This is a genomic window from Spiroplasma monobiae MQ-1, assembly GCF_002865545.1.
GTDB lineage: Bacteria > Bacillota_I > Bacilli_A > Mycoplasmatales > Mycoplasmataceae > Spiroplasma_A > Spiroplasma_A monobiae.
The window spans coordinates 340,019-361,733 of the sequence record NZ_CP025543.1; the positions used below are offsets into that span (position 1 = coordinate 340,019).

Annotated in this window: 16 protein-coding genes; 12 read left to right on the top strand and 4 right to left on the bottom strand. The window is 26.5% G+C overall.

What is annotated here, in order from left to right:
• Positions 1 to 8: 8 nt before the first annotated feature.
• A complete protein-coding gene (locus SMONO_RS01665; protein WP_101780622.1) occupies positions 9 to 2,537 on the bottom strand; it encodes a hypothetical protein in 2,529 nt (842 codons plus the stop codon).
• 96 nt (positions 2,538 to 2,633) lie between these two features.
• Positions 2,634 to 5,060 (bottom strand): hypothetical protein, encoded by a 2,427-nt coding sequence (locus SMONO_RS01670; protein WP_101780623.1) that lies wholly within the window; start codon positions 5,058 to 5,060, stop codon positions 2,634 to 2,636.
• Positions 5,061 to 5,350: 290 nt separating this feature from the next.
• Here SMONO_RS01670 and SMONO_RS01675 point away from each other — a divergent pair, with 290 nt between their 5' ends.
• From SMONO_RS01675 to SMONO_RS01685, 3 genes are all read left to right on the top strand, one after another.
• A complete protein-coding gene (locus tag SMONO_RS01675) occupies positions 5,351 to 10,423 on the top strand; it encodes an ABC transporter permease (protein WP_158637887.1) in 5,073 nt (1,690 codons plus the stop codon).
• A 109-nt stretch (positions 10,424 to 10,532) separates the two neighbouring features.
• On the top strand, positions 10,533 to 11,060 hold the full coding sequence (locus tag SMONO_RS01680) for a hypothetical protein (RefSeq protein ID WP_101780625.1): 528 nt from the start codon (positions 10,533 to 10,535) through the stop codon (positions 11,058 to 11,060).
• 120 nt (positions 11,061 to 11,180) lie between these two features.
• Positions 11,181 to 12,302: an AEC family transporter gene (locus tag SMONO_RS01685; RefSeq protein WP_101780626.1), complete on the top strand. Its 1,122-nt coding sequence runs from the start codon at positions 11,181 to 11,183 to the stop codon at positions 12,300 to 12,302.
• An 11-nt stretch (positions 12,303 to 12,313) separates the two neighbouring features.
• On the opposite strand, the gene SMONO_RS01690 is transcribed toward SMONO_RS01685, so the two are convergent.
• Positions 12,314 to 12,736, bottom strand: a complete 423-nt coding sequence (locus SMONO_RS01690; RefSeq protein ID WP_101780627.1) for a hypothetical protein — start codon at positions 12,734 to 12,736, stop codon at positions 12,314 to 12,316.
• A gap of 68 nt (positions 12,737 to 12,804) precedes the next feature.
• Between SMONO_RS01690 and SMONO_RS01695 the strand changes: the two genes are divergently transcribed.
• The 6 genes from SMONO_RS01695 to rbfA all read left to right on the top strand — a co-directional run bounded on the left by SMONO_RS01695 (position 12,805) and on the right by rbfA (position 17,677).
• Positions 12,805 to 13,380: a DJ-1 family glyoxalase III gene (locus SMONO_RS01695; protein WP_101780628.1), complete on the top strand. Its 576-nt coding sequence runs from the start codon at positions 12,805 to 12,807 to the stop codon at positions 13,378 to 13,380.
• Positions 13,381 to 13,528: 148 nt separating this feature from the next.
• Entirely contained in the window at positions 13,529 to 14,872 is a 1,344-nt protein-coding gene (gene nusA / locus SMONO_RS01700; RefSeq protein ID WP_101780629.1) for a transcription termination factor NusA, read from the top strand.
• Between the two features lie 7 nt (positions 14,873 to 14,879).
• Positions 14,880 to 15,149 carry an RNase P modulator RnpM gene (rnpM, locus tag SMONO_RS01705; protein ID WP_101780630.1) on the top strand — a complete coding sequence of 90 codons (270 nt, stop codon included), beginning with the start codon at positions 14,880 to 14,882 and terminating at the stop codon, positions 15,147 to 15,149.
• Complete coding sequence (locus tag SMONO_RS01710) at positions 15,140 to 15,448, top strand: L7Ae/L30e/S12e/Gadd45 family ribosomal protein (protein WP_101780631.1); 309 nt, start codon at positions 15,140 to 15,142, stop codon at positions 15,446 to 15,448. Before rnpM ends, SMONO_RS01710 begins: the two co-directional genes overlap by 10 nt.
• 16 nt (positions 15,449 to 15,464) lie before the next feature.
• The gene (infB, locus tag SMONO_RS01715) at positions 15,465 to 17,330 is read left to right on the top strand and encodes a translation initiation factor IF-2 (RefSeq protein ID WP_101780632.1); all 1,866 of its coding nucleotides are present in this window, start codon (positions 15,465 to 15,467) and stop codon (positions 17,328 to 17,330) included.
• A 2-nt stretch (positions 17,331 to 17,332) separates the two neighbouring features.
• Positions 17,333 to 17,677 (top strand): 30S ribosome-binding factor RbfA, encoded by a 345-nt coding sequence (rbfA, locus tag SMONO_RS01720; protein ID WP_101780633.1) that lies wholly within the window; start codon positions 17,333 to 17,335, stop codon positions 17,675 to 17,677.
• 26 nt (positions 17,678 to 17,703) lie between these two features.
• Here the strand turns inward: rbfA and SMONO_RS01725 are convergent, their stop codons facing one another.
• On the bottom strand, positions 17,704 to 18,384 hold the full coding sequence (locus SMONO_RS01725; protein WP_101780634.1) for a hypothetical protein: 681 nt from the start codon (positions 18,382 to 18,384) through the stop codon (positions 17,704 to 17,706).
• 95 nt (positions 18,385 to 18,479) lie between these two features.
• Here SMONO_RS01725 and SMONO_RS01730 point away from each other — a divergent pair, with 95 nt between their 5' ends.
• The 3 genes from SMONO_RS01730 to SMONO_RS01740 are packed head-to-tail and all read left to right on the top strand — an operon-like array spanning position 18,480 to position 21,714.
• Positions 18,480 to 19,193, top strand: coding sequence for an RsmE family RNA methyltransferase (locus tag SMONO_RS01730; RefSeq protein WP_101780635.1), 714 nt, complete (start codon positions 18,480 to 18,482; stop codon positions 19,191 to 19,193).
• Between the two features lie 3 nt (positions 19,194 to 19,196).
• Entirely contained in the window at positions 19,197 to 20,378 is a 1,182-nt protein-coding gene (locus SMONO_RS01735; protein WP_101780636.1) for a hypothetical protein, read from the top strand.
• A gap of 1 nt (position 20,379) precedes the next feature.
• Positions 20,380 to 21,714: a protein kinase family protein gene (locus SMONO_RS01740; protein ID WP_101780637.1), complete on the top strand. Its 1,335-nt coding sequence runs from the start codon at positions 20,380 to 20,382 to the stop codon at positions 21,712 to 21,714.
• The last annotated feature ends 1 nt before the right edge of the window (position 21,715 follow it).

The window sequence follows — 21,715 nt, forward strand, 5'->3', positions numbered from 1 at the left end:
GATTTTTTTTAAACTCTTTTAATAGATTTAATATATCAATCAGACCAACCTGGTCTTAAAAGGAGTTTAATTTCATAATTAAATGTTCTCTTTGTTGCTGGATCTGTATAGGTTGTTACGTATACAATTCCTGATTCAACATTTCCTTCATCGATTCCATAATGAGATTTAACTTTACTTTTAAAGTTTCTTGATTGTATTAAAGGTTTATAAACTGTATTTGATAGGTCGTTTTTCACTTTGTTAACATCTGCAAAACCCTTAACTATTTGATCTAATAGACTATCAATTGATTTGTCATCAATTATTTTTTCTAAACCAGATAATAAAGAATTATCTCTAAATTTATTTAATTGTCTTCCGTTATCATCAAAATCTGTTCCTAAAGCATACATTGCAGATTTTGCTCCGTTTATTGGTGGTATATTATTATTCTCGATTTGAACTGTTAAACCATTTAATCCCGAAGTTATCATCAATGCTTGAAGTGCTGTATATTGGTTTTCTTCATTGCTTCCTTCACCATTATATGGTTTGTTGCTGTTTTTTATAAAAATTTTGTATTTATCTTCAACTAATGCTTTTGAAATATCTTGTAAACCTGAAGCAATACCTTTGGCTTCTTCTTTTAATTGTCTAAATTTAGCATCATTATTAGAAGATGACTTGATATTTTTATAGATAAAATCTAAAATTTCACTAATTGTTTTTCCTTCATAAACTGGTCCTGCAAGAATTATTTGAAGAGAAATATTTTCTTCTCCTCCAATTATATCTTTTAACATAGTTGAGTTTTTACTATATAAAGCTGTTCAAGAATTTTTCATAATTTTCTCAGAATTAGAAGAAAATTTTATGGGTAGAGAAACTCCGAAAGAATTTAATAATTCTATAAGTCCATTTAAACCATCAATGCTACTTCCTTGAATAATCATATCCATTGATAATCTAAGTAAATTACCTATTTGATCTTTTCCTATATCAATACCAATATTTATTGATATATTTTGTCACACGGCAATTCCGTAACCTAAAGAATAAAGCAATGGAGATAAACCTTCATGAGAGCCAACATCATTAGATATATTTGGTAGCATTGTAAGTAATTTAGAACCTCAACCAATTATGTTGTTACCTAAAAATGGTTTGCCAAAGTCAATCGATTTAGATGTTGAACCAGTTTGTAATAAAAGAGAGAATAATTTCGCTAATTGTAAACCATTTTCTGATTCACTGTTAAATGCTATTGATAGGTTTTTTACTAATTTTTTAGTACTAAAAATATTTTCCTTATATTTTTCGCTTCCCAGTCTTTTCAAAAATTCCTGATTTTTATTTTTTCTATCTTCATTATTATTAAATAAATCGCTATTACTTTGTGCAACATTAGTTTCAAAATCAACACTAGTAATTCTTTGTAATAATCCTGCTACCACAAATAGAATATCTGGTATTATTGAAACAATATTTGAAGTGCTTATGCTAGAAATATTTTCAAAAAATACTGCAATAACTTCACCAAATTGTTTTTCAAAGTTATAATCAATATCTTTGTAAAGTTCTATTTTATCTGTTATTATTTTATCGTTTTGTCCTGATAATGTAGCAAAGATATTATAAAGTCTCTTATTTGTTGCGTTCATTATTTGTTTATTTGTCATACTTTCAATTGAATCCATTGTTAAAATAGAATTAATTAAATCATCCATTAAAGGTATTAAAATGTCAAACTCATTTAATAGTTCTATTATTCCTGAAATTAATGGAACAATATTAATGCTTGAAAGTGCTGAAAGTAAACCATTTGTTATATTTGTTTTACCTTCTTTCATATCATTTAAAAAAGTTGCATTTAATAGATTTGAAATTAAACTATAGACAGCATTTGATCCAGAAACTGACTTTAAAAGAATTGCTAATGGAACTGATGCATTATCTAAAATACTTGCAACACTTTCCATACTTTCTTTTCCCACACCATTTGCACCAGAAGGTGATAGACCTAATTGTGGTAATAAACCTTGTATTAAACCAGAAATACTTGGATGGATTCCTCCATTAGATTTAATAGCACTAATAACAAGAGTTAATATACTTCCAATTGAATCTCCCGAACCATTAGGTGATTTAACTTGGTTTGTTAAAAAATCATTTTCACCATAACTGCCATTACCTGATTTATTTAACTCATTAATCGCATCTCTGCTTAAAGATTGACCACCAAAATAGTTAGACATTAATGATCCAACTGTTGTTTCTGAGTCTGTTTTAAAATCAGGAATTAATGAATTTGCTTTTCCTGAATTAATTAATCCATTTAAATATTCAGCGTCATATGCCAATTCACCATTTGCAAGCATATCTTGACTTGCGTTTTGTATCATAGCTCCTCTCAGAGCTGCTGATGATATTTTCATTAAGTTATCTACTTTATTTTTAATAGAAGTTTTTATGTTATTAACTGTACTACATGCAGCAACACTTCCTGTAGAAGCTGTAATTGCAATAATTCCTAAAAAAGAAATTAACTTTTTCATTTTCCCAACTACCTCATATTCATTCTTAAAAAAATTATATAATAAAAAGTAAAGATTATCATATAAAAAACAACTTAAAAAAAGAGCTATTAGCTCTTAAATTAATTTTATTTTTTCAACTTTTCAACTTTGGTCATTTAAAGCTAGCGTCAAAATGACTTGATATCTAAATTCTTTACCTAAAAACGGATCTTTATATGTTGTTATGTATTTTATTTGTTGTATTTTATTTTTTTTATCGATGTTTTCTTTTGAAATTAACTTCGTCTTAAAGTTTTCGCTTTTAATTAAAGGAAGATAAACTTCTTTAATTATTTTTGAATTTAAATTTTTAATTTCAATAAAACCATTTGCAATATCATCTAAGACATTTTTCACAATTTCATCATCAAATATTTTTTCAACACCAGCTAATAAACTTTCTTCTTTAAAATTATTATTTATCTGATTACCATTATTGTCATATAGAGTTCCTAGAGCTGCCATAATTGCTTTATTACCTTTTATATTTAAGTTATTTGGCTCTTGATTGTTTGTGGATAAAATTAAACCACTTCTTTTTGATGCCAAAATCAATACTTGAAGAGCGTTGTAATTACCTTTGTTTTCATAACTAAAATCTTTAAATTGTTCTAATTTACCTTTGTTTTTATATCATAGTGTAAATTCTTCAGATATTAAATTTTTGGCAACAATTGAAATTCCTTCTTTTAATTTTTGTCCTTGGTTAATTGTTTCTCCTTCAATGGAATTATAAATAAGTCTTAGAATTTCTGAAATAGTTCCATTTGAAGATATTTTTATACTGAAAATAGAATATAGGTTAGTTTCAAGACCAAGTAAATCTTTAAATAGTGTTGAATTTTCATCTCAAATAGAATTAAAGAGGTGCTTCAATTGATCTGTGGTTTCTTCACTAACTCTAAGATCAATTTTAATTCCTAAATCTCCTAAGATATCCAAAACCTTGTTTAAGCCACTAAAATCAGAGTTATGACCAAGTCCATCGCCAATAACTCATCTAAACAAATTTCCAACTGAATCTGGTCCGAAGTTTTTATAATTTCATTCTTGTCAAACCGCAATACCATTACCCAAACCATACAATAAAGAAGAATAGTTATTTTTTAAGTTATTTGAACCCGATTTAAGTTTTACAAATAAATTTATTAAAGTAATATTTTTATCTATATTTGTAGGTGATTTTCCTGAGTTAAATAACATGTAAAATAATTTTTGTGTTTGTTTTCCAAATGGGTCTTTATTTGTATCTGTTATTTCAATTAAATTTTTAAATAAAGTTTTAGAAGAGAAGGGGTTTTCCTTTAAATTTTTATTATTTAATTCTTCTAAAAAATCATTATTTGATTTTTCGCTACTGAATAAGTTCTTGTCGTCTTTAGGGTTATATTGTGAAAAATCAATAGAAGATATATATTTTAAAATTCCTGAAATAAAGAATATAAAATCTACAATATTTTCAGGTTCACTAATAATTAAAGTTAAAAATTTTGAAAAGTCAAAAGTTTCATCCTTTGAACCTATTTTTTCTAAGAATTTGGCAATTATTTCTCCTAAATTTGTATCAAATTTACTACCTAATGGTTCATAAAGGTTTTCATTACCTATAACTTTGTCTAATTGTTGTGAAGCTCTTGCAAATATATTGCTTATTCTGTTTAGAGAAGCATTTATTATCATCTGTCCAGTCAGTTCTTCAGCTTTCTTATCAATTGTTAAAGATGAGTTTATAAAATTATCTAAAGAATTTAATAGACCCTTAAAATCTATATTTTTAACTGTTTCATCAATTCAACTACTTGTCGAAGAAATGTCTTTGTCTTTAATTGCATTTATAAATTCAGAATTAAAGAAATTTTTTAAAACAGAATTTAAAATTTTTGATTCTTGTAAAAAACCTATTAGTTTTGTTAATTCTGGTCCTGTTTGTTCTAAGAAATTTGAAATCGGTTTTAATTTATTGCTAGTTAAATTATTTGCTAATTTTTCATCTCCTATATTAATTTGAGGCAAAATACCTTCAATTATTCCAGATAAACTAGGGTGAATTCCACCATTAGCTTTTAATATGCTTATTATAAGAACTAATGTATCTCCATATTGATCTAAAGGTCCTGAAGGAGATTTAACATTATTGCTTAAAAAATTATTATTTTTAGAATTTATGGCATCTCTACTTAAATCTTGCATATCAAAATATGTACTGTGCAGGTCATTAATACTTGTTTCTCTATCTGTGTCAAAACCTTTTATAGTATCTATTGCCTTTGTATTACCAACTATTGTGTTTAAAAAATTAGAATCATACGATGAAAGTTCTTTATTGCCTTCATTTGATTTTTGAATCATTGTTCCTCTCAAAAGAACTGATGAAATATTCATTAAATTTTCAACCTTATTTTTAATTGATTGTTTTTCTGTATTTATAAAACTGCAAGATGCCACACTAAAAGTAGATGCAGATATGCTTATAACACATAATAGCTCTAAAATCTTTTTCATATTATTCCCCCAATATTTTTTATTATATTTTTAAATATTAGTAAAAATTTTTTAGGTTAGTAAAATCTTTTAGGTTAGTAAAATCTTTTAAATAAATTTTTTATATACTTGAAAAAAAAAAAAAAAAAAACCTATAATATGATAATGAATTCTAGTCGGGAATGAATAAAGTGAAAAAGTCAATTTTTTTATATTTGAAACAAGGAATAAAGGGTGTCCTAAAGTTCAAAATACAATTCATAGTAATTGTTATTTTGAGTTTTTTAGCTACCTTTATTTTAAGTGTTTCATTGTCAGTTACAAAAAGAATTAATGAAGATTATAATAATGCAATGTCTAAAATGAATCCATTTAGCTATGTTGACTCAAAAACAATTGGAACAAACACTTCTGAAGAATTGGGTCTTAATATAATAGCTCCAATGGATATATTAAATAATGAATTTTTATATGTAAAAGATTCAAATGATCCAAATAACGAAAATAAAAACAAAGCAATTGACATAAATTACAATATTAGTAGTTTTGAAAATCCAAAATATAGCGAAACCTTTTTAACAAGAACGTTTGAAGATGCTGCTGTTGAAGAAAAATTTTTAAATACACTAGAGAATCCAGCATATTGATTTTCAATTTTTGACTATAAATACGACGCAACAAAAGATGTCGTATCTTGAGATCCATTTTTTCATATAAATTGGTATGCAAATGTTACAACTTATCAGATTTTAGATTCTTCTCAACCTGCACCTGCAAGTGCTTCATTTAAAGATTTTTATTTATTTACAATTGAAAAACTTAAAGAAGAATATTTAAAAGATCTTTTTGATGAAGATACTCCTAATTATTTAAAAAATACTTTATTTTTTGAATTGAAAGATAAAAAAATAATTAGTATGAATAATTTTGAAGGAAAGATCCAAGATAATAGTGATAATGATATTTATAATAGATACTTATATTTTGCTTTAGAAACATTTATAAGACAATTATTAAGATCAACCACAGAATATCCTGCTTATTGAATTAATGAAGTTATTTCAACTATGAATGGTGAAAAAGATAGAGAAATACTTATTTCAGAATTCAACAAAAAAGAATCTGAAATCGGATTTCAATTTTTATGCTATTCAGATGATTGTGGTTCTTTTCAAACAAGTGAAGAAAATTCAAAAGCATTTGCATCAACAATATTTACATGAATTTTTGGTAGGTCTCCAAAAATAAGTGGTTATGAAAACGATAACTTAAATAGTGAGTTTATTGTAAGTAATAATAATGGTCCATGAGACAATTCTTTTAACTATTTCGAACCAGAAGGAAACTATTTAAATTCAAGAAATGAAGTATTTAAAAAAGGGATGAGAGGTAGTTTTACACAATTGGTTATTAGTGGTAACCAAAAGAGTGTTGATAAAACTTTTAATACAAAATATTTAAGACACTTTGAAAATTCGAGTGTGGATAATATTCTCGGTCATAATGCTGACATGAGTGATTTAGACAATTATAAAAAATATAGATATGAGGAAATTAATTTTATTAGAGGTTATTTCTTAAAACAGGAAATACTTGCTGATGCTTTTGATTTTGATTATGAAGCAAGAGCGGAAGTAGAATTTACCGATAATATTAGTGAAGTTACATATAGAATTGTAGATATTGAAACAGATTGAAAAGATAAAATTACATTGTATGAAGGAAATATGCCTAGAACTAAAAATGAAATACTTATAAATAATCAATTTGCAAAAGCTAATAATTATAAAATAGGAGAAAACATAAAAATAGGTGGAAATAACTTTGTTATTTCTGGTTTTGCAACTGAACCACTAACTTATTACCCAATGGGCAATACAATGAATCCACTGCCGAATAGCAAAAAAAGCGCAATAGTATATGCTAACAAGCAGAACCTGGATCAAATAATAACTAATGATCTAAGTAAAACAGCAACAAAAACTATGTATTCTTTATTAACTTTTAAAGGCAATAATAAAAAAGATATGCAGTATAGCATAGATAATTTTAGGGCATATTCTTTCTCTAATATATCAGAGGTTTATGACTCTTACTCTTTTATAACAAGTGAAACGCCGAATCTAATTGAAAACAGATTAATTGATAATTATAAAAATTTTGATTCAAGTACTTTAAAATTAAATTGAACAATGGCACCAAAAATAATAAGTATTTTTAAAATTTTTGTTTATATATTCTGTGTTTTAATATTTGTAATTACCATTACAGCTACTATAATCGCTGTTAAAAAAACGGTTGAATTAAACTCTGGAGAAATTGGAATATTAAAGGCTATGGGTGCTAAAAGTTGAGAAATTTCTTCATCTTATTTAGCATATGGTTTTGTTGTTGCTATTTTTATTGCTCCGTTTGCTTGAATTTTAGGTTCTATAATTCAAGAGTATATGGCAAAAATATTTTTACAGTTTGTTGGGGGAACAACTAATCTTGTTTATTTCAGTCCATTAGCTTTAACTATATCAATACTTATTTTTGGTTTGTTACTATGTATAATTTCATTTTTAACTGCATATAACCTAATTAGAAGACCAACTTTAGAAATAATAAATAAAGTTAATAACATTAAAAGAATTGAATGGATGGATAACACAAAAAATTGAATTGTAAGAAAACGTTCATTTTCTTGAAGGTTCAGTTTGGAATTAGCTATTTCTGGATTTTCTAAAACAATATTATCGGCTTTAACTGTATTTTTTGCAGGTTTTTTAGTTTCTTTTGGACTTACAATTCCTGGTATGGTTCAAAATGTGGTAGGAAGTTATTATAAGAATGTTTACTATTCTAATTCATTTGCAAACAGAGAAGTTATGGGTAATGCACCCTTATCAAAAACATCATTATCAGCTACAAAACCAATAGATGATTATGAAAATAATTTATTCGATAGTAAAAGCATCTTTGGTGAAGGGATCAATATGATTTCTAAAAATATTACTGACTTTGCACCATCCCCAGACTCATCTGCAATACCTCAAATATTATTATCAAAATCTAATGAAGAATTAACTGCTAAATGAATATATGAAACTATTACTGATGATTCTACAATTTCTACAAAGAGCAATTATTCTGAGCAAAATTCATTAATATCTATTATTTCTAGTTTGCTTGGTAATAACATAAGTCAACTTGTGGGTAAAGGTGTTTCCATTGCAGATATTCAAAAAATAATAGAATGAGTAATTCATTCTGAATCAGAGGAATTTAAAAATGACATAGATTCTAGAGTCAAAAAAATTGATGAAATCTCTGGATTATTGACAAATGGTTTACCAACTTTATTAACTAATTTTATAAAGGGTTCTTCAACAACTGATGGAGAATGAAAAGAACAAATAGTTAATATAATAATTTCACAAACTCCAGCATATTTAAAACAATATGTCACAAGATCAGAAAATAGATTAAATAACTTTGAATTTGGATGACAAATAAATAAATATATACCTGGTGTTGATAGTTTTTATACTAAACTAAACTTAAGCACAAAAAATAAATTAAGCACAGAAATTACTGGTGTTCAAAAAACCCAAAGTGCATACAAAATAAATGAAGCTAATCTTGAAAAAACTTTTATGAGCGATTATCAAGCACTACAACTGAAAATGCTTTTAAATGGTGAAAACCCTGATAAAATTGACCTAGAATCTATAAAAGGTTTTTATGATGAAAAAAATCATGAAATATTAGTGCCAGTTATCTCGAACCAACAAGCGGAATTTGATTTAGAAAACAATTGAAGTAAATTAGATAATCCAACAATAAACAAATCAAGACTAGTTCTAAGAAATGGAAATGTTAATATTCCAAATGAAGCTTGAATGTATGATGATGGTGATTGACTTAAAAATGAAAACAAATTAAAAAATGATGAAAACCACGGTTATATTGAAATGACTGACTTATCGGCAAGTAAATTCACATATGCTCCTGTTTTTGAGAAGACAGGATTCAACCTAATTAATGTAGAAGAAAATCATTTAATGGATAATTCTTATGGATTTTATAATCTCACTTCTAACCCAACAATAGATGGTGAGGAATTGAATTTAGAGGTTAGACCTTATTATTCATATGATAATGTAACAATGTTTTTCCCTGCTTTCTATAAAGAAGACTTTGAAAAATTAATGAATAAGGGAAATAGAGATACATCAAAATGATTTAAAGATGGAAGTGATGTAAAGGGTTTTGTTCCAGAAACAACTAAAAAAGCATGATCTAAAATAGATAAGAGTTTTGAAAATACAGAATGGTTTGCAATAAAGCCGTATTCATATTATTATGATCAATCAGGTTCTTATAGAAGAGAAAGTCAAAATTTATCTGGAGAACCAATTGAAAGTATTACAAATGGGTTTGAAAATTTTTATTCAAGAACTTTAAGAGATAATGACGGACCAATAACTTTTGGTAATTCTAATATGAATTGAAAAAATGAAAATGTAAATAAAATTAGTTTTCACAAGAGCGGTTCTATAGAGGTTTATGGTAGTTCAATAATTCTTGCGGATCAAAATATTATAAATCTACTGAGTGGTTATGGAATTTCCAAATATGTTCCTTTCAATTTAAAATATGAAGATAGTTTAGGAGAAGGTTACTCTTATAAGGGCGTTGATATAAATACATACAACTATTTAGACCCAATTAATTATTACAAAGATGAAGCAAAAAACAATTCTAAAGAATTGGTTTTTGGTAAAAATGATTTTGAAAGAAGTATTAGACCAAGTTCTTGATATACTGGTATGTATTCAAATGCAGAAGAACCTTATTTCATAACAACTCAAGCTTCTTTTTCAAGAGACAAAATATCAGGTACAGATACAATTAATGGTTCAAACTATGGAGCTTCTGCTTTACAACTTGAATCTACAAAACTACTAAGTCAACAAAAAACTTTAATATTTCAGTTGTCAGCAATAGTTTTAATATTATCTTCAATTGCAATAAGTTTATTGATTATAGTCATGATTCTTACAATAACACTTATAAACGATTTATATGTAAATCAATATAGAAGATTTATGGTGGTTATGAAATCAATAGGTTATTCAAATTGAAATATAATTAAATATACTTTTGGTACCATGACTGTCCTTTCGACTATTTTTTATGGGCTTGGTGTAATGTTAAATTTCTTTGTGATATTAATATTATTTAACATAATAAGTAAAAATCTAGGTTCTATTCCTTTTGGTTTTGCTTGATGAACTCCAATATTGGCGATTATTTTGGTAATGGGGTCTTTTGTGATATCAATTGCAATAACAACAAGAGAAGTAAGAAAAGTCGCTCCTTCTTTATTGATGCGCTAAAAAAGATGTTTTAACATCTTTTTTGCTTTTTTTTGTTCTAGTAAATTAAGGTTTAGAATTATTAAAAAAGTGTGATATAATCTTATCAAACAATAAAGGAGTCTTAATAATGAGTGAAAAAGTATATCAATTAAATTCTGATCAAATCGGAGTAGTAAATTTTGCAGAACCTTGATTTTTAGCGCATTTTGAAGTAGAAGGTGAAGTTGAACCATATCAACATTTTTTCCCATCATTAGCTGAAGGAATTCAAAAATTTCCAACAGTTTTTGAAGAAAAAGTTATTAACCATTGATTAGCACAAGGTGCGGCAGGACAAAAAAAATTAAGAGACTTAAAGGATTACTTAATTTCTACATGAATGAATCCAGGTATTGAAACTATGAGAGAAGCTATGTTTCAAACATATGGGCACCCAGAATTTAGAGAAAAAACAGGTTTAGAATTAATAGAAACTAATAACGACTTCTTGGCTGTTGTTATTGGTCATATTTGTTTAAGATATAACAAAAGTCATTTCTACTTTAATGGTTTACATATTTCAGGAAGAACTGTTGATAAAATGTTAGCAGTTAACTTTTGATCAAAAGTTAAACAAGAAGCTATGAATGATATTGGAACAACAATATTTAAATAGTTAAGTATCTTTAAAGTAATTAAAAACTGAAAAATTAATATAAGGAAAGTCGCGGTACTTTCTTTTTTTATTTTTTATATGGTTTATAATAAAAGAAATATTATTTGCTAGGAGAAAAAGATGTTTTACAGTAGTTCATTAAAGGCAATGCTAGATGTCCTATCTAATTTCAATTTTTGAAGTATATTAATAGCTGCAACTTTTGTAATATTTATTGGTTTTATATTTCAAAAAAAATCTTTAATATTTCCAGATTGAGAAAAAGTTGTAGTTAAAATTATACTTTATGTTGCTTTACCCGCTTTAGCTTTAAAGAGTTTTTTAATAGATATAAATACCGAACAAATTGGAGAGTCTATTGCATTAGCAATTCTTGGGATTATTTTTTATACTAGTTTAACTTTTGGGTCAAAGTTCTTCTTTATCAGAAATCAAAAGTCATTGCAAGATACATTGGGAATGAGTGTTGCATTTTCTTCTGCTGTTTATTTTGGAGTTATGATAGTTAAAGCGATTTCTATAGAGAAAAGTGCAGAAATAGACTTATATTCTTCTTTATTTTTAATTGGATTTTGAATTTTTATGTATTCTGCAGCTGACAATATTATGAAAAAAAAGCGTTTTGATGAAATGGAAATGCAAAAAGCACTTGTTGGTAAAAAAGAAGGTTTCATAAAACTCATTAAAGTTTTTAAAAATCCAGTTATAATAGCTACTTTTGTTGGTATATTTTTATGATTATTTCAGTTAATTCCTGGTATAGATTTAATAAAAACAGATGGTAAAAACTATTCTATTAGTAGAATTGATAAATATATTCCTGGAGTAAATCAAATTCTATCTATATTAGCACCTCTCGCTAGTCCTTTAGCATGATTTTCAATGGGATCTGTACTTGCAAAAAGCGAAATAAAAGAAGCTTTTAAATCAAAACTAGTTTGATGAACTGTTTTTGTTAAAAATATAATAACTCCAATTTTTTGTATTATTTTATTTGTTATTTTTAGTTTAATATTAAGAACTTCAACTGGTGTTGGAATTACATCTTTATCTTTTGTTTTATGTGTTGCGATTGTTGCATCACCAACAGCAAATACTATAGTTGGTTATGCAATTTTATACAATAAAGAGCCTAAAGTGGCCTCACATGTAGGAGCACTTACCATTCTAACTGGTATTATCAATATTCCTCTTTGAATATTGATATCTTCAGCAATAGGTGCCACAAGTCTATTTAGTTAATAAATATATTTTTATTTCATTAATTTTAATAAGTCTTTTTGTTTTATGTTTAAAAATTTATTCATATTATTTGCCAATACATAAACACAAGCTGCTTTGCTATGGTGCTTAGTCATTTTGTTAGGGCTAAAATTTGAATAAGTCTCTATAACTTGATTTTTAACATCACAAAAAACTACATCAACTTTTTCTTTAAAACCAAATGAGTTAAAACCTTTTGAGTATATTAATCTGAAACCATTTTCTGATGAAAATTTCTCTTTAAATATCAAAGAACTAAATTTATTTGAAGGGCTACGTACTGTTCTTACGTTTATATTTAAAATTTCTTGATTATGAACTAATTTTAAAGAGTTATCTTCTTTGAAAATGTCCTTATTTCTATCCTTTTTAAATATTCTTATAAAACCTATTATTTTTTTAATTGAACCCATTCAAATCACCTATGAATATTATAACTAAAAAATAGTAGTATAATATTAAAAAGAAAAGAGGAATAAATATGGCGAAAGTAGCTATTTTTGTTGCTAACGGTTTTGAAGATACTGAAGTTGTAGCAACTGTTGATGTTTTAAGAAGAGCAGAAAAATTATTTAAAGGAAGTTTTCCTGTTGTGGATATAGTTTCTATAAATGATTCAAAACAAGTAAAAGGTGCTTGAAACATCGAGTTAACAGCAGATAAATTAATTGGAGAAATTAATTTTTCAGAATATGATTGTTTAGTTTTACCTGGTGGTAGAGAAGGTGTTGATCGTCTAAAAGAGAACGAAACTTTAATGAATGCTATTGAAAAACATGCAAAAGAAGAAAAAGTTGTTGCAGCAATTTGTGCTGCTCCTGAAATCTTAGGAAAATTAGGATTGGTTGATGGAATTGAAATAACTCATTATCCAGGTTGCACAAAAGATTTAGATAATGCAATTAAAAAACCACATATTTCAGCAATTGCAGATAAAAATATTATTACAGGAAGTTCTATAGGGGGTGCTTTACAATTTGCTTTACAAATAGTAGATCATTTTACTTCAACAGAACAAATGTTGCATCTTCATGAAACTTTGGTATTTAACTATTAATTTATAAAAAAATAATTTTATTGTATTTTTCAGATTATTGGTTATAATAAAAGAGTCATATTTAAGTAAAAGAAGGCGAAAGTCTTCTTTTCTATTTGTTAAAACAAAATTGGCAAATTATTAAATTTAAACAGGAGGAATAGAAGCCATGATAGATGGTGCACAATTATTGGATGCGATTTATGAAATCGTTCAAGATAAAAAAATTGATAAAGAAATTATTTTAGAAGGAATTAGAGAAGGTTTTCAAAAAGCTTATGAAAAATTCTTTGATCCAGAAGCTATTGTTAGAGTTGATATTGACCAAAACACTGGTCAAATCAAAGTATTTAAAGAATTAACAGTTGTTCAAAAAATAGAAGATGAATGATTGGAAATTGGTTTAAATCAAGCTAAGGAACAATATGGAGATAATCTTTCAATAGGAGATAATGTTTATGAACCAGTGGAATTTACATTAGAATTCTCAAAACTTGCTATAATGCAAGTTGGACAAATTATTAAACAAAAGATTCGTGAAGGTGAAAAGAATAAGATTTACCAAGAGTTCTTATCAAAAAATCACGAAATAGTTGGTGGATTTGTTAAGGATATTACAGAAACAAGTTACTTAGTAGATGTTGAAGGTTCAATTATTCCTATTTGAAATAAAAAAATGATTCCAGGTGAAGATTTTGATATTGATCAAAGAATTTGTTTCTATATTGAAGAAGTTTCAAAAGATAATAAACACTCACAAATTCAAGCATCAAGAATTCACCCGGAATTCTTAACAAGATTAATGGAAACAGAAGTTCCTGAAATATTAGAAGGAATCGTTGAAGTTAAATCTGTCGCAAGAGAACCCGGACATAGAGCTAAAATAGCTGTATTCTCACACGAAGAAGGAGTAGATCCGATAGGAAGTTGTGTTGGAGCTTCAGGAAGTAGAATTAAAAATGTCACTAAAGAATTAAATGGTGAAAAAATTGATGTTGTTTTATGAAATGAAGATAAAAAAACATTTGTAATGAATTCATTAGCACCAGTTAAAGTGATTAGTATTGATATTGACGAAGAAAATAATGAATGTTTCATAGTTGTTCCTAATGAACAATTATCACTTGCAATTGGTAAAAAAGGTATGGCAGCAAGATTAGTTGCTAATTTAGTTAACATGAAAATTAATATCTTTTCATTAGAAAATGCTAAAGAAAAAGAAATTGAAATCAAATGAAATGGAAACATCGATGAAGCTGAACTAAATAATCCTGAATTCTTAAACAAAGTAAATAAAAGAAGAGAAAAAACTGCTGGAAACTATGTTAAAGAAAATAACTTTGTTAAAAAAGAAGTTGAAGAAGAAATTGTATTTGTTGAAGAAGATAAATCTATTGATGAAATTCAAGCATCAATTGCAGCATTTGAAAGCTTAAGCGAAGATGACGCTACTTATGAATTTGAAGAAAGTATTGGTAGTGATGAAGATTACGATTCATACTACGAAAAATAGTTTTTAAATGACAAAAGAATTAAATCTTAGAAAAGATGCTGCATCTAATAAGATGTATCCAAAAATTGAACTTATTAGAGTTGTAAGAAATAAGAGCGGAGAAGTTTTTATTGATAATACTAAAAAAGCAAATGGTAGAGGCGCTTACATAAGACCAACCATCGAAGCTGTTCAAAAAGTTAAAAAAACCAAAGCTTTAGAAAGAAATTTGAAAGCTAAAATAGATGAAGAATTCTATGAAAAACTTCTAGAAGAGGTAAAATTAAATTGGGATTAGAATTAGAAAAATTGCTAGGCTCATTAGGAATGATTTCCTCTGCTGGAAAACTAGTTTATGGTGAAAAACTTTTCGATCACATCAAACAAAATAAGGTGAAGATAGTATTGACAACATCAGATATGGGAAAATCACAATTAAAAAAAATAAACGATAAAGCTAATTTTTATAATATAAGAATAATAAATAATTTATTTGATTCTAAAACATTGAATAAAGCTATTGGAAGAAATAATGTTAAAAGCATTGGAGTTAATGATGATAACTTTGTAAAGTTAATTTTAAAAAACGTCGAATAAGAGAGGAGATGTAATTATGGCAAAAAATACAAAGCAAAATGATAAAAATAAAATACAAGCCAAAAACAAATCCAAAGCACATAACGCGAATTTAAAAAACCAATTAAAACAAACAACTGAAACTGGATTAATTGATGGTATTTTTGTTTATACAGAACCATTATCAATTGCAGATTTTGCAAAAAAATTAAATAAAGGTCCTGCTGAAATAGTTAAGTGATTTTTCACAAATGGTTCAATGGTAACTCAAAATCAAATTTTATCAGAAGAACAAATGGGTGAATTATGTATTGAATTTGGTTATGACTTTAAAAAGGAAACTACAGTAACTAAAGAAAATATTTTTGAAACTTTTAATGAAAAAGATGATCCAAAAGATTTAAAAGCCAAACCCCCAATAGTTACAATTATGGGGCATGTAGACCACGGTAAAACAACATTGCTAGACTCAATTAGAAATGCGAATGTTACTGAAGGAGAGTTTGGAGGTATTACCCAACATATTGGGGCATATCAAGCAACAATAAAAGAAAACAAAATTACATTCATCGATACACCAGGCCATGAAGCTTTCACAGAAATGAGAGCAAGAGGGAGTGAAGTTACTGATATAGTAATTTTGGTTGTTGCAGCAGATGATGGGGTTATGCCTCAAACAGAAGAAGCTATTGACCACGCCAAAGCAGCAGAAGTTCCAATTATTGTTTTTGTAAACAAAATTGATAAACCTGGAGCTGATCCAAGTAAAGTTAAAATGGAATTAATGAACTATGGTATTGTTGCAGAAGAATATGGTGGAGACATTCCTTTTATAGAAGGTTCTGCAAAAGCAAAAACAGGTTTGGATACTTTATTAGAAACTATCTTATTAATATCAGAACTTAAAGATTTAAAATCAAACCCTAATAAGTTTGCTCGTGGAACTGTTTTGGAAGCTAAATTAGATAAAAACAGAGGTCCTATTGCAACAGTTCTTGTTCAAGAAGGGACTTTAAGAATGAGAGATATTCTTATTGCTGGAGGTACTTTTGGTACTATTAAAGATTTAGAAAATGAAAATAAAGCAAAATTAAAAGAAGTATTACCTGGACAACCAGCTGTAATATTTGGTTTAAATGAAGTTCCAAAAGCTGGAGATAAATTTATCGTTGTTACAGAAGAGAAAATGGCAAGAGATATTGCTAAAGCTCAATTTGAAAAACAACAAAATGAAGCAAGACAAAAAAACCAAACATTTACACTTGATTCAATTAAATCTAAAATTGAATCTGGTGAATTAAAATCAATTAACATTATTTTAAAAGCAGATACACAAGGAACTGTTGAAGCTGTTAGAAACTCAATGTTAAAAATTAATATTGAAGGTGTAAAAATTAACGTTATTAGAGCAACTGTTGGAGCAATATCTGTAAGTGATGTTACTCTTGCGTTAGCATCTGATGCCTTGATATATGGTTTCAATGTAAGACCTACTGCTCAAGTTAGACAAAAAGCGGAAGAAGATGGTGTTGAAATAAGACTTCACAATATTATCTATAAATTAATTGAAGAAATTGCAGAAGCTGCAACTGGTATGTTAGATCCTGTTTTTGAAGAAAAATCACTTGGAGAAGCTGAAGTAAGACAATTATTTAAGCATTCACAAGTAGGAACTATTGCAGGATGTAGAATTATAAGTGGTACAGTACCAAGAAACTCAAAAGTGCATATCTTGCGTGATGGAATTGTAGTTTATACTGGTGAATTATCATCATTAAAAAACAAAAAAGATGACATCAAAGAGGCAAAAGAAGGTGCTGAATGTGGGCTTACAATTAAAAACTTTAATGATTTAAAAGAAAATGATATTATAGAAGCATATAAGGTAGAAGAGGTGAAATAGTTATGCCAAACGATATTAAAATTGAGAGAAATCAATCAACTATTTTAAGAGAATTAAACTTAATCTTACAAAGAGAATTTCCTGATTGTGAATATTTAAACACACTTACAATTCATGAAGTAAGACTGTCAAATGACATGAGTCATGCAAAAGTATTTTATTCATGTATGGATACATCTGCAGATCTTGCAGATGTAAAAGCTGAAATTGATGAAAACTTAAAAGAAATCAGAATGATTTTAGCAAGCAAAGTTGAAATGAGAAGTGTTCCAGAATTAACATTTGAATTTGATAAAACTTTAGAAAATGCTAATAAAATAGAAGAGATTCTTAAAGAAATAAAATAGAAAAAAACCTGCATAAGCAGGTTTTTTTATCTATATATAAGCAATTTATTTGTTAGTAATTGAATTCTATTGGTAGTGAGTGTGAATAAAACTATTGCAAATAGATCAAATACCATAAAGGCCAGTCAAGAATTTATAAATTGTATAAAACCATACATTTCTCCTAGTTCGACATAGGATCATATAAAATTTATAGATGCTGAACTTAATGGACCAAAAATAAATACTAAAAATCCAGAAATTATTAGTGAAAGGCTTCTGCTAAAACATTTTCCTTTACTGTAAACTTTGAATATTTTATCGTACATTAATCAAAATAGTAAAACTCAAATTGCCAATCCAATTCCGGATGTAAACCTAAATAAAGGACTCATCCCTCAGACTAGAAATTGAAGTAAACCATCTAACAAACCTATTGTCATACCCCAGTATATTCCTACCACTTGAAAGCTTATAGCAATAATAAAATATTTTAAGACAAATCCTACATTTACCCCCGTAATAACTAAAGGAATAACAACATTTATCATACTAACAGCTGTGGACATACTTAGTAACAAACTAACAAGAGTTATTTTTAGAGTCTCACTCTTAAACCTTGTGTGCTTGCCTGCTTTATTAAGTTTGCTGATTTCGTAATCAACATTAATTTGGTTGAATTCATCAACTAAATCAATTTGCTGATCATTTTCATCAGTATTCTTCATCGGCTAATTCTCCCTCTAACAAAAAATGATAGAATTCAATTAATATTCACCTCAAATATTATTATATTATAATATATAGAGATTGGGGTAGAATAATGAATAGTTTCTTTTTAGGTGAGTTAAATAAAAATGTTTTTGAAATTAAAAATGAAGATTTTCATCACATAAAAAATGTAATAAAATTAAGGGAAAAAGAACAGATTCTTTGTATTTTTGATAACTCTAAATATTTGTGTGAAATTACACAAATATCTGATAACACTTGTTTTGCACAAATTGTAAGCAAAATACAAGATCATAAAAAGCAATATAGAGTGAATTTAATACTTGGCATAATTAGAGAGCAAAAGTGAGATTTTGTTCTTCAAAAAGCCACAGAATTAGGTGTAGATACCATAATTCCTGTTGAATTTAAGAGAAACGTTGTTAAAGTTGATCAAAAAAAAGAAGCAAACAAAATTCAAAGATGATTATCAATTTGTGAGAGTGCTGCAAAACAGTCTAAAAGAACATCTATTCCAGATATCACAACCATTATTAGAAATATAAATGATCTTGAAAAATATAGTGCAGATTTAAATCTGGTTTGTTGAGAAGAAGAAAAGAAAAACACTTTAAAAAGTGAACTTGCAAAAGAATTCAAAACAATAAACATAGTAATTGGACCAGAAGGTGGCATATCACCAGAAGAAATAATTAAACTAAATAAGCTTGGATATATAAATGTTAGTTTAGGTGATAATATAATGAGAGCAGAAACGGTACCATTATTTTTACTAAGTTGTTTAAGTTATGAAAAAGAGGGTTAAGTTATGGAGAAAAATTTCAGTAAATTAATTACAACAGATTTAGAACAAATTAATAACCAATTAAAAGGAGTTTCTATCAATAAAAATATGAAAAATTTTATTGATAAAAACATTAGTTTTATAAAAAGAAAATTAAAAAATATAGTCAAAATAAAAACTCACGGTTCATATGCCACTGGAGAATTTTATAATTTTGATAAAGTATTAAATGTAGACTTATTAGCAATAAAATATGTTAACAATAGTATGTATAAAACTTATGAAGATGAAATTGAAACAAATGATCACTTTGGCGACTGCTGAATTTGTGAAATTAACGAAGATATATTTAAAGTTTTAACTAATAGTTACAAAGTAGATGAAGAGGTTAAAGTTGTTTGGAACCAAAAGAAATTCCAACTTCCAAATTCAGAAGAAACCATAGCTTTTAATGATTCTTTAAGAATAGAATTTTACAAAGATGGCCAATTGGGTTTTTCAATAGTTATAAGATCTGCTTTGCAACACAGTGAATACCCTCCAATTATTTGTAATAAATCTATATACAAAAGAACTTTTACCTTAGAATATCTTAAGAAATTTAGAACATTAAATAAACTGTTAGTGAAAAAATTACAAATATTGTTTTACTATATTAGAATTAAGTATAGAAATGATTTATCAAAAAATGAAAGAATGATTTTGAAGTTAAGTATAATGTCGGATATTCAATATGAACTTACAAAAAGTAATTTTTTACAACAATGACTTGACCATGCATTTGAATATCATTTTTCAAATAAAAAAGTCGTAGATAATATTTTAGATTCAAAAAAAATTTATTATAAAAGACCTAAGAAAATTTCTAAACTTTATAATTCATTTAAACTCAAAAATTTAAATTGAGTTTTTAATAAAACTTATCCAAATACAAAAGAGTTTTTGGATAAATATTTTGATTATGCTGAAAATTTTAAACAAAATAAAGAAGAATATATAAACGGTAATTTTTATTTTTGATATGATTCAGTATCATATTTAAAAAATACTTTGAGTTCAACAAGTATATCAATAAAAAAAGAAAACAAAAAATATGATAATCTTGATATTCAGATGCATTCAAGAACCATATATCCAACCGACAAAGAAAATGGATTGTTTCTAATTTTTTTGCAATACTTTACTTTTGAAGTAGAAAGAGATTAATATGAAATTAAATAGAGATATATGAAAATTTAATGATGTAGTAAAAACTTTGACGGTTGAAGAAAAAGACTTTACTAAAAAAATAAATTATTATTTCAATGATCTTAAAAAATTATTTTTAAATTCCGGCATTCATTTAAAAAAGGTTGGTGATTTTTCATATAACTCTTACAAAAAGATTAATAAAGTTTTCAATTTAGATTTGGTGGCTGTTAAGTATGTTACTAAATCATCTATTAAGTTCTCTGGGTTTCAAAATTTAATTTTGGAAATATCTAAAAAATATAATGGACTTCCTGAAATACATACCGATAAAAATTATATTAACTTAATTTTTAATTATAAAAACACGAAAATAAATTTTAGAATAATTCCCTTAATTGCTAAAAATATTGATAATGAAATTCAATGCAGAGTAAATAGAAATGGAATCATTCAAGAAGACTTGGTTTTAAATTTGACAAATGATTTTAAAAAAGCTAACAAATTAAGTTCTGGATTATTGGTTTCTATAAAAAGAATAATAAATTACATAATGAATGGAGAATTTAATTATTCGTATGATATTGATTTTATATTGTTGAGATGATTTTATGAATATGTTTCAAAAACAATTGATGAATTTATTTTAGAGAGATATATAAAAAGAGATTTGGAAATGAATGTAAAACAATTCATGGAAGATGAAAATTTGAGAAAATGAATTAAGAAGAATGTAAGTTTCTTTGATCTTGTAAGTTTTATATTTTTAAAAGTCGATTCTACGAATACTTATTACTTTAATCAATTTAACTTTGAATTTGAAGAAATGTTTGATGGAATATCAAGGTACTCATTAAATACAAATTCAAACTTCAAACTACCAATTGATTATTTATCTGAAATTAAATTATTTGACACTGATTTAATTGAAGATAAAATATATATTCAAAGCAATATTTCAAATGAGAATGGCTTATCTGGTGTATCTTGAGAAAAATTTAAAAATGAAGGAAACAGATACATAGTTTCTCCTGTTATGAGAAGTGGTGTTGCAAATTTTGCTATGTTTCAAAAGTGACTAACAGCAAAGTCAAATGAACTTTATATGAAGTTAAATGATGATCTCAAGGCAGAAATTAAATCAACTAAACAAAGAGAAGCTATGGGTGAATTAAACGAAATAGCAAATGAATGGTTAACTAAATATAATCTTAAGTTGAAATATATTCAACCATATTTTGATAAAAAATACCCATTTGCTTCGAATTATGAAATCGATCAATTAGCTTCTTTAATAATTCAAACAGTTGATAAAATTGACTTTAAACAATGAATAATAAAAAATGATAATTAGT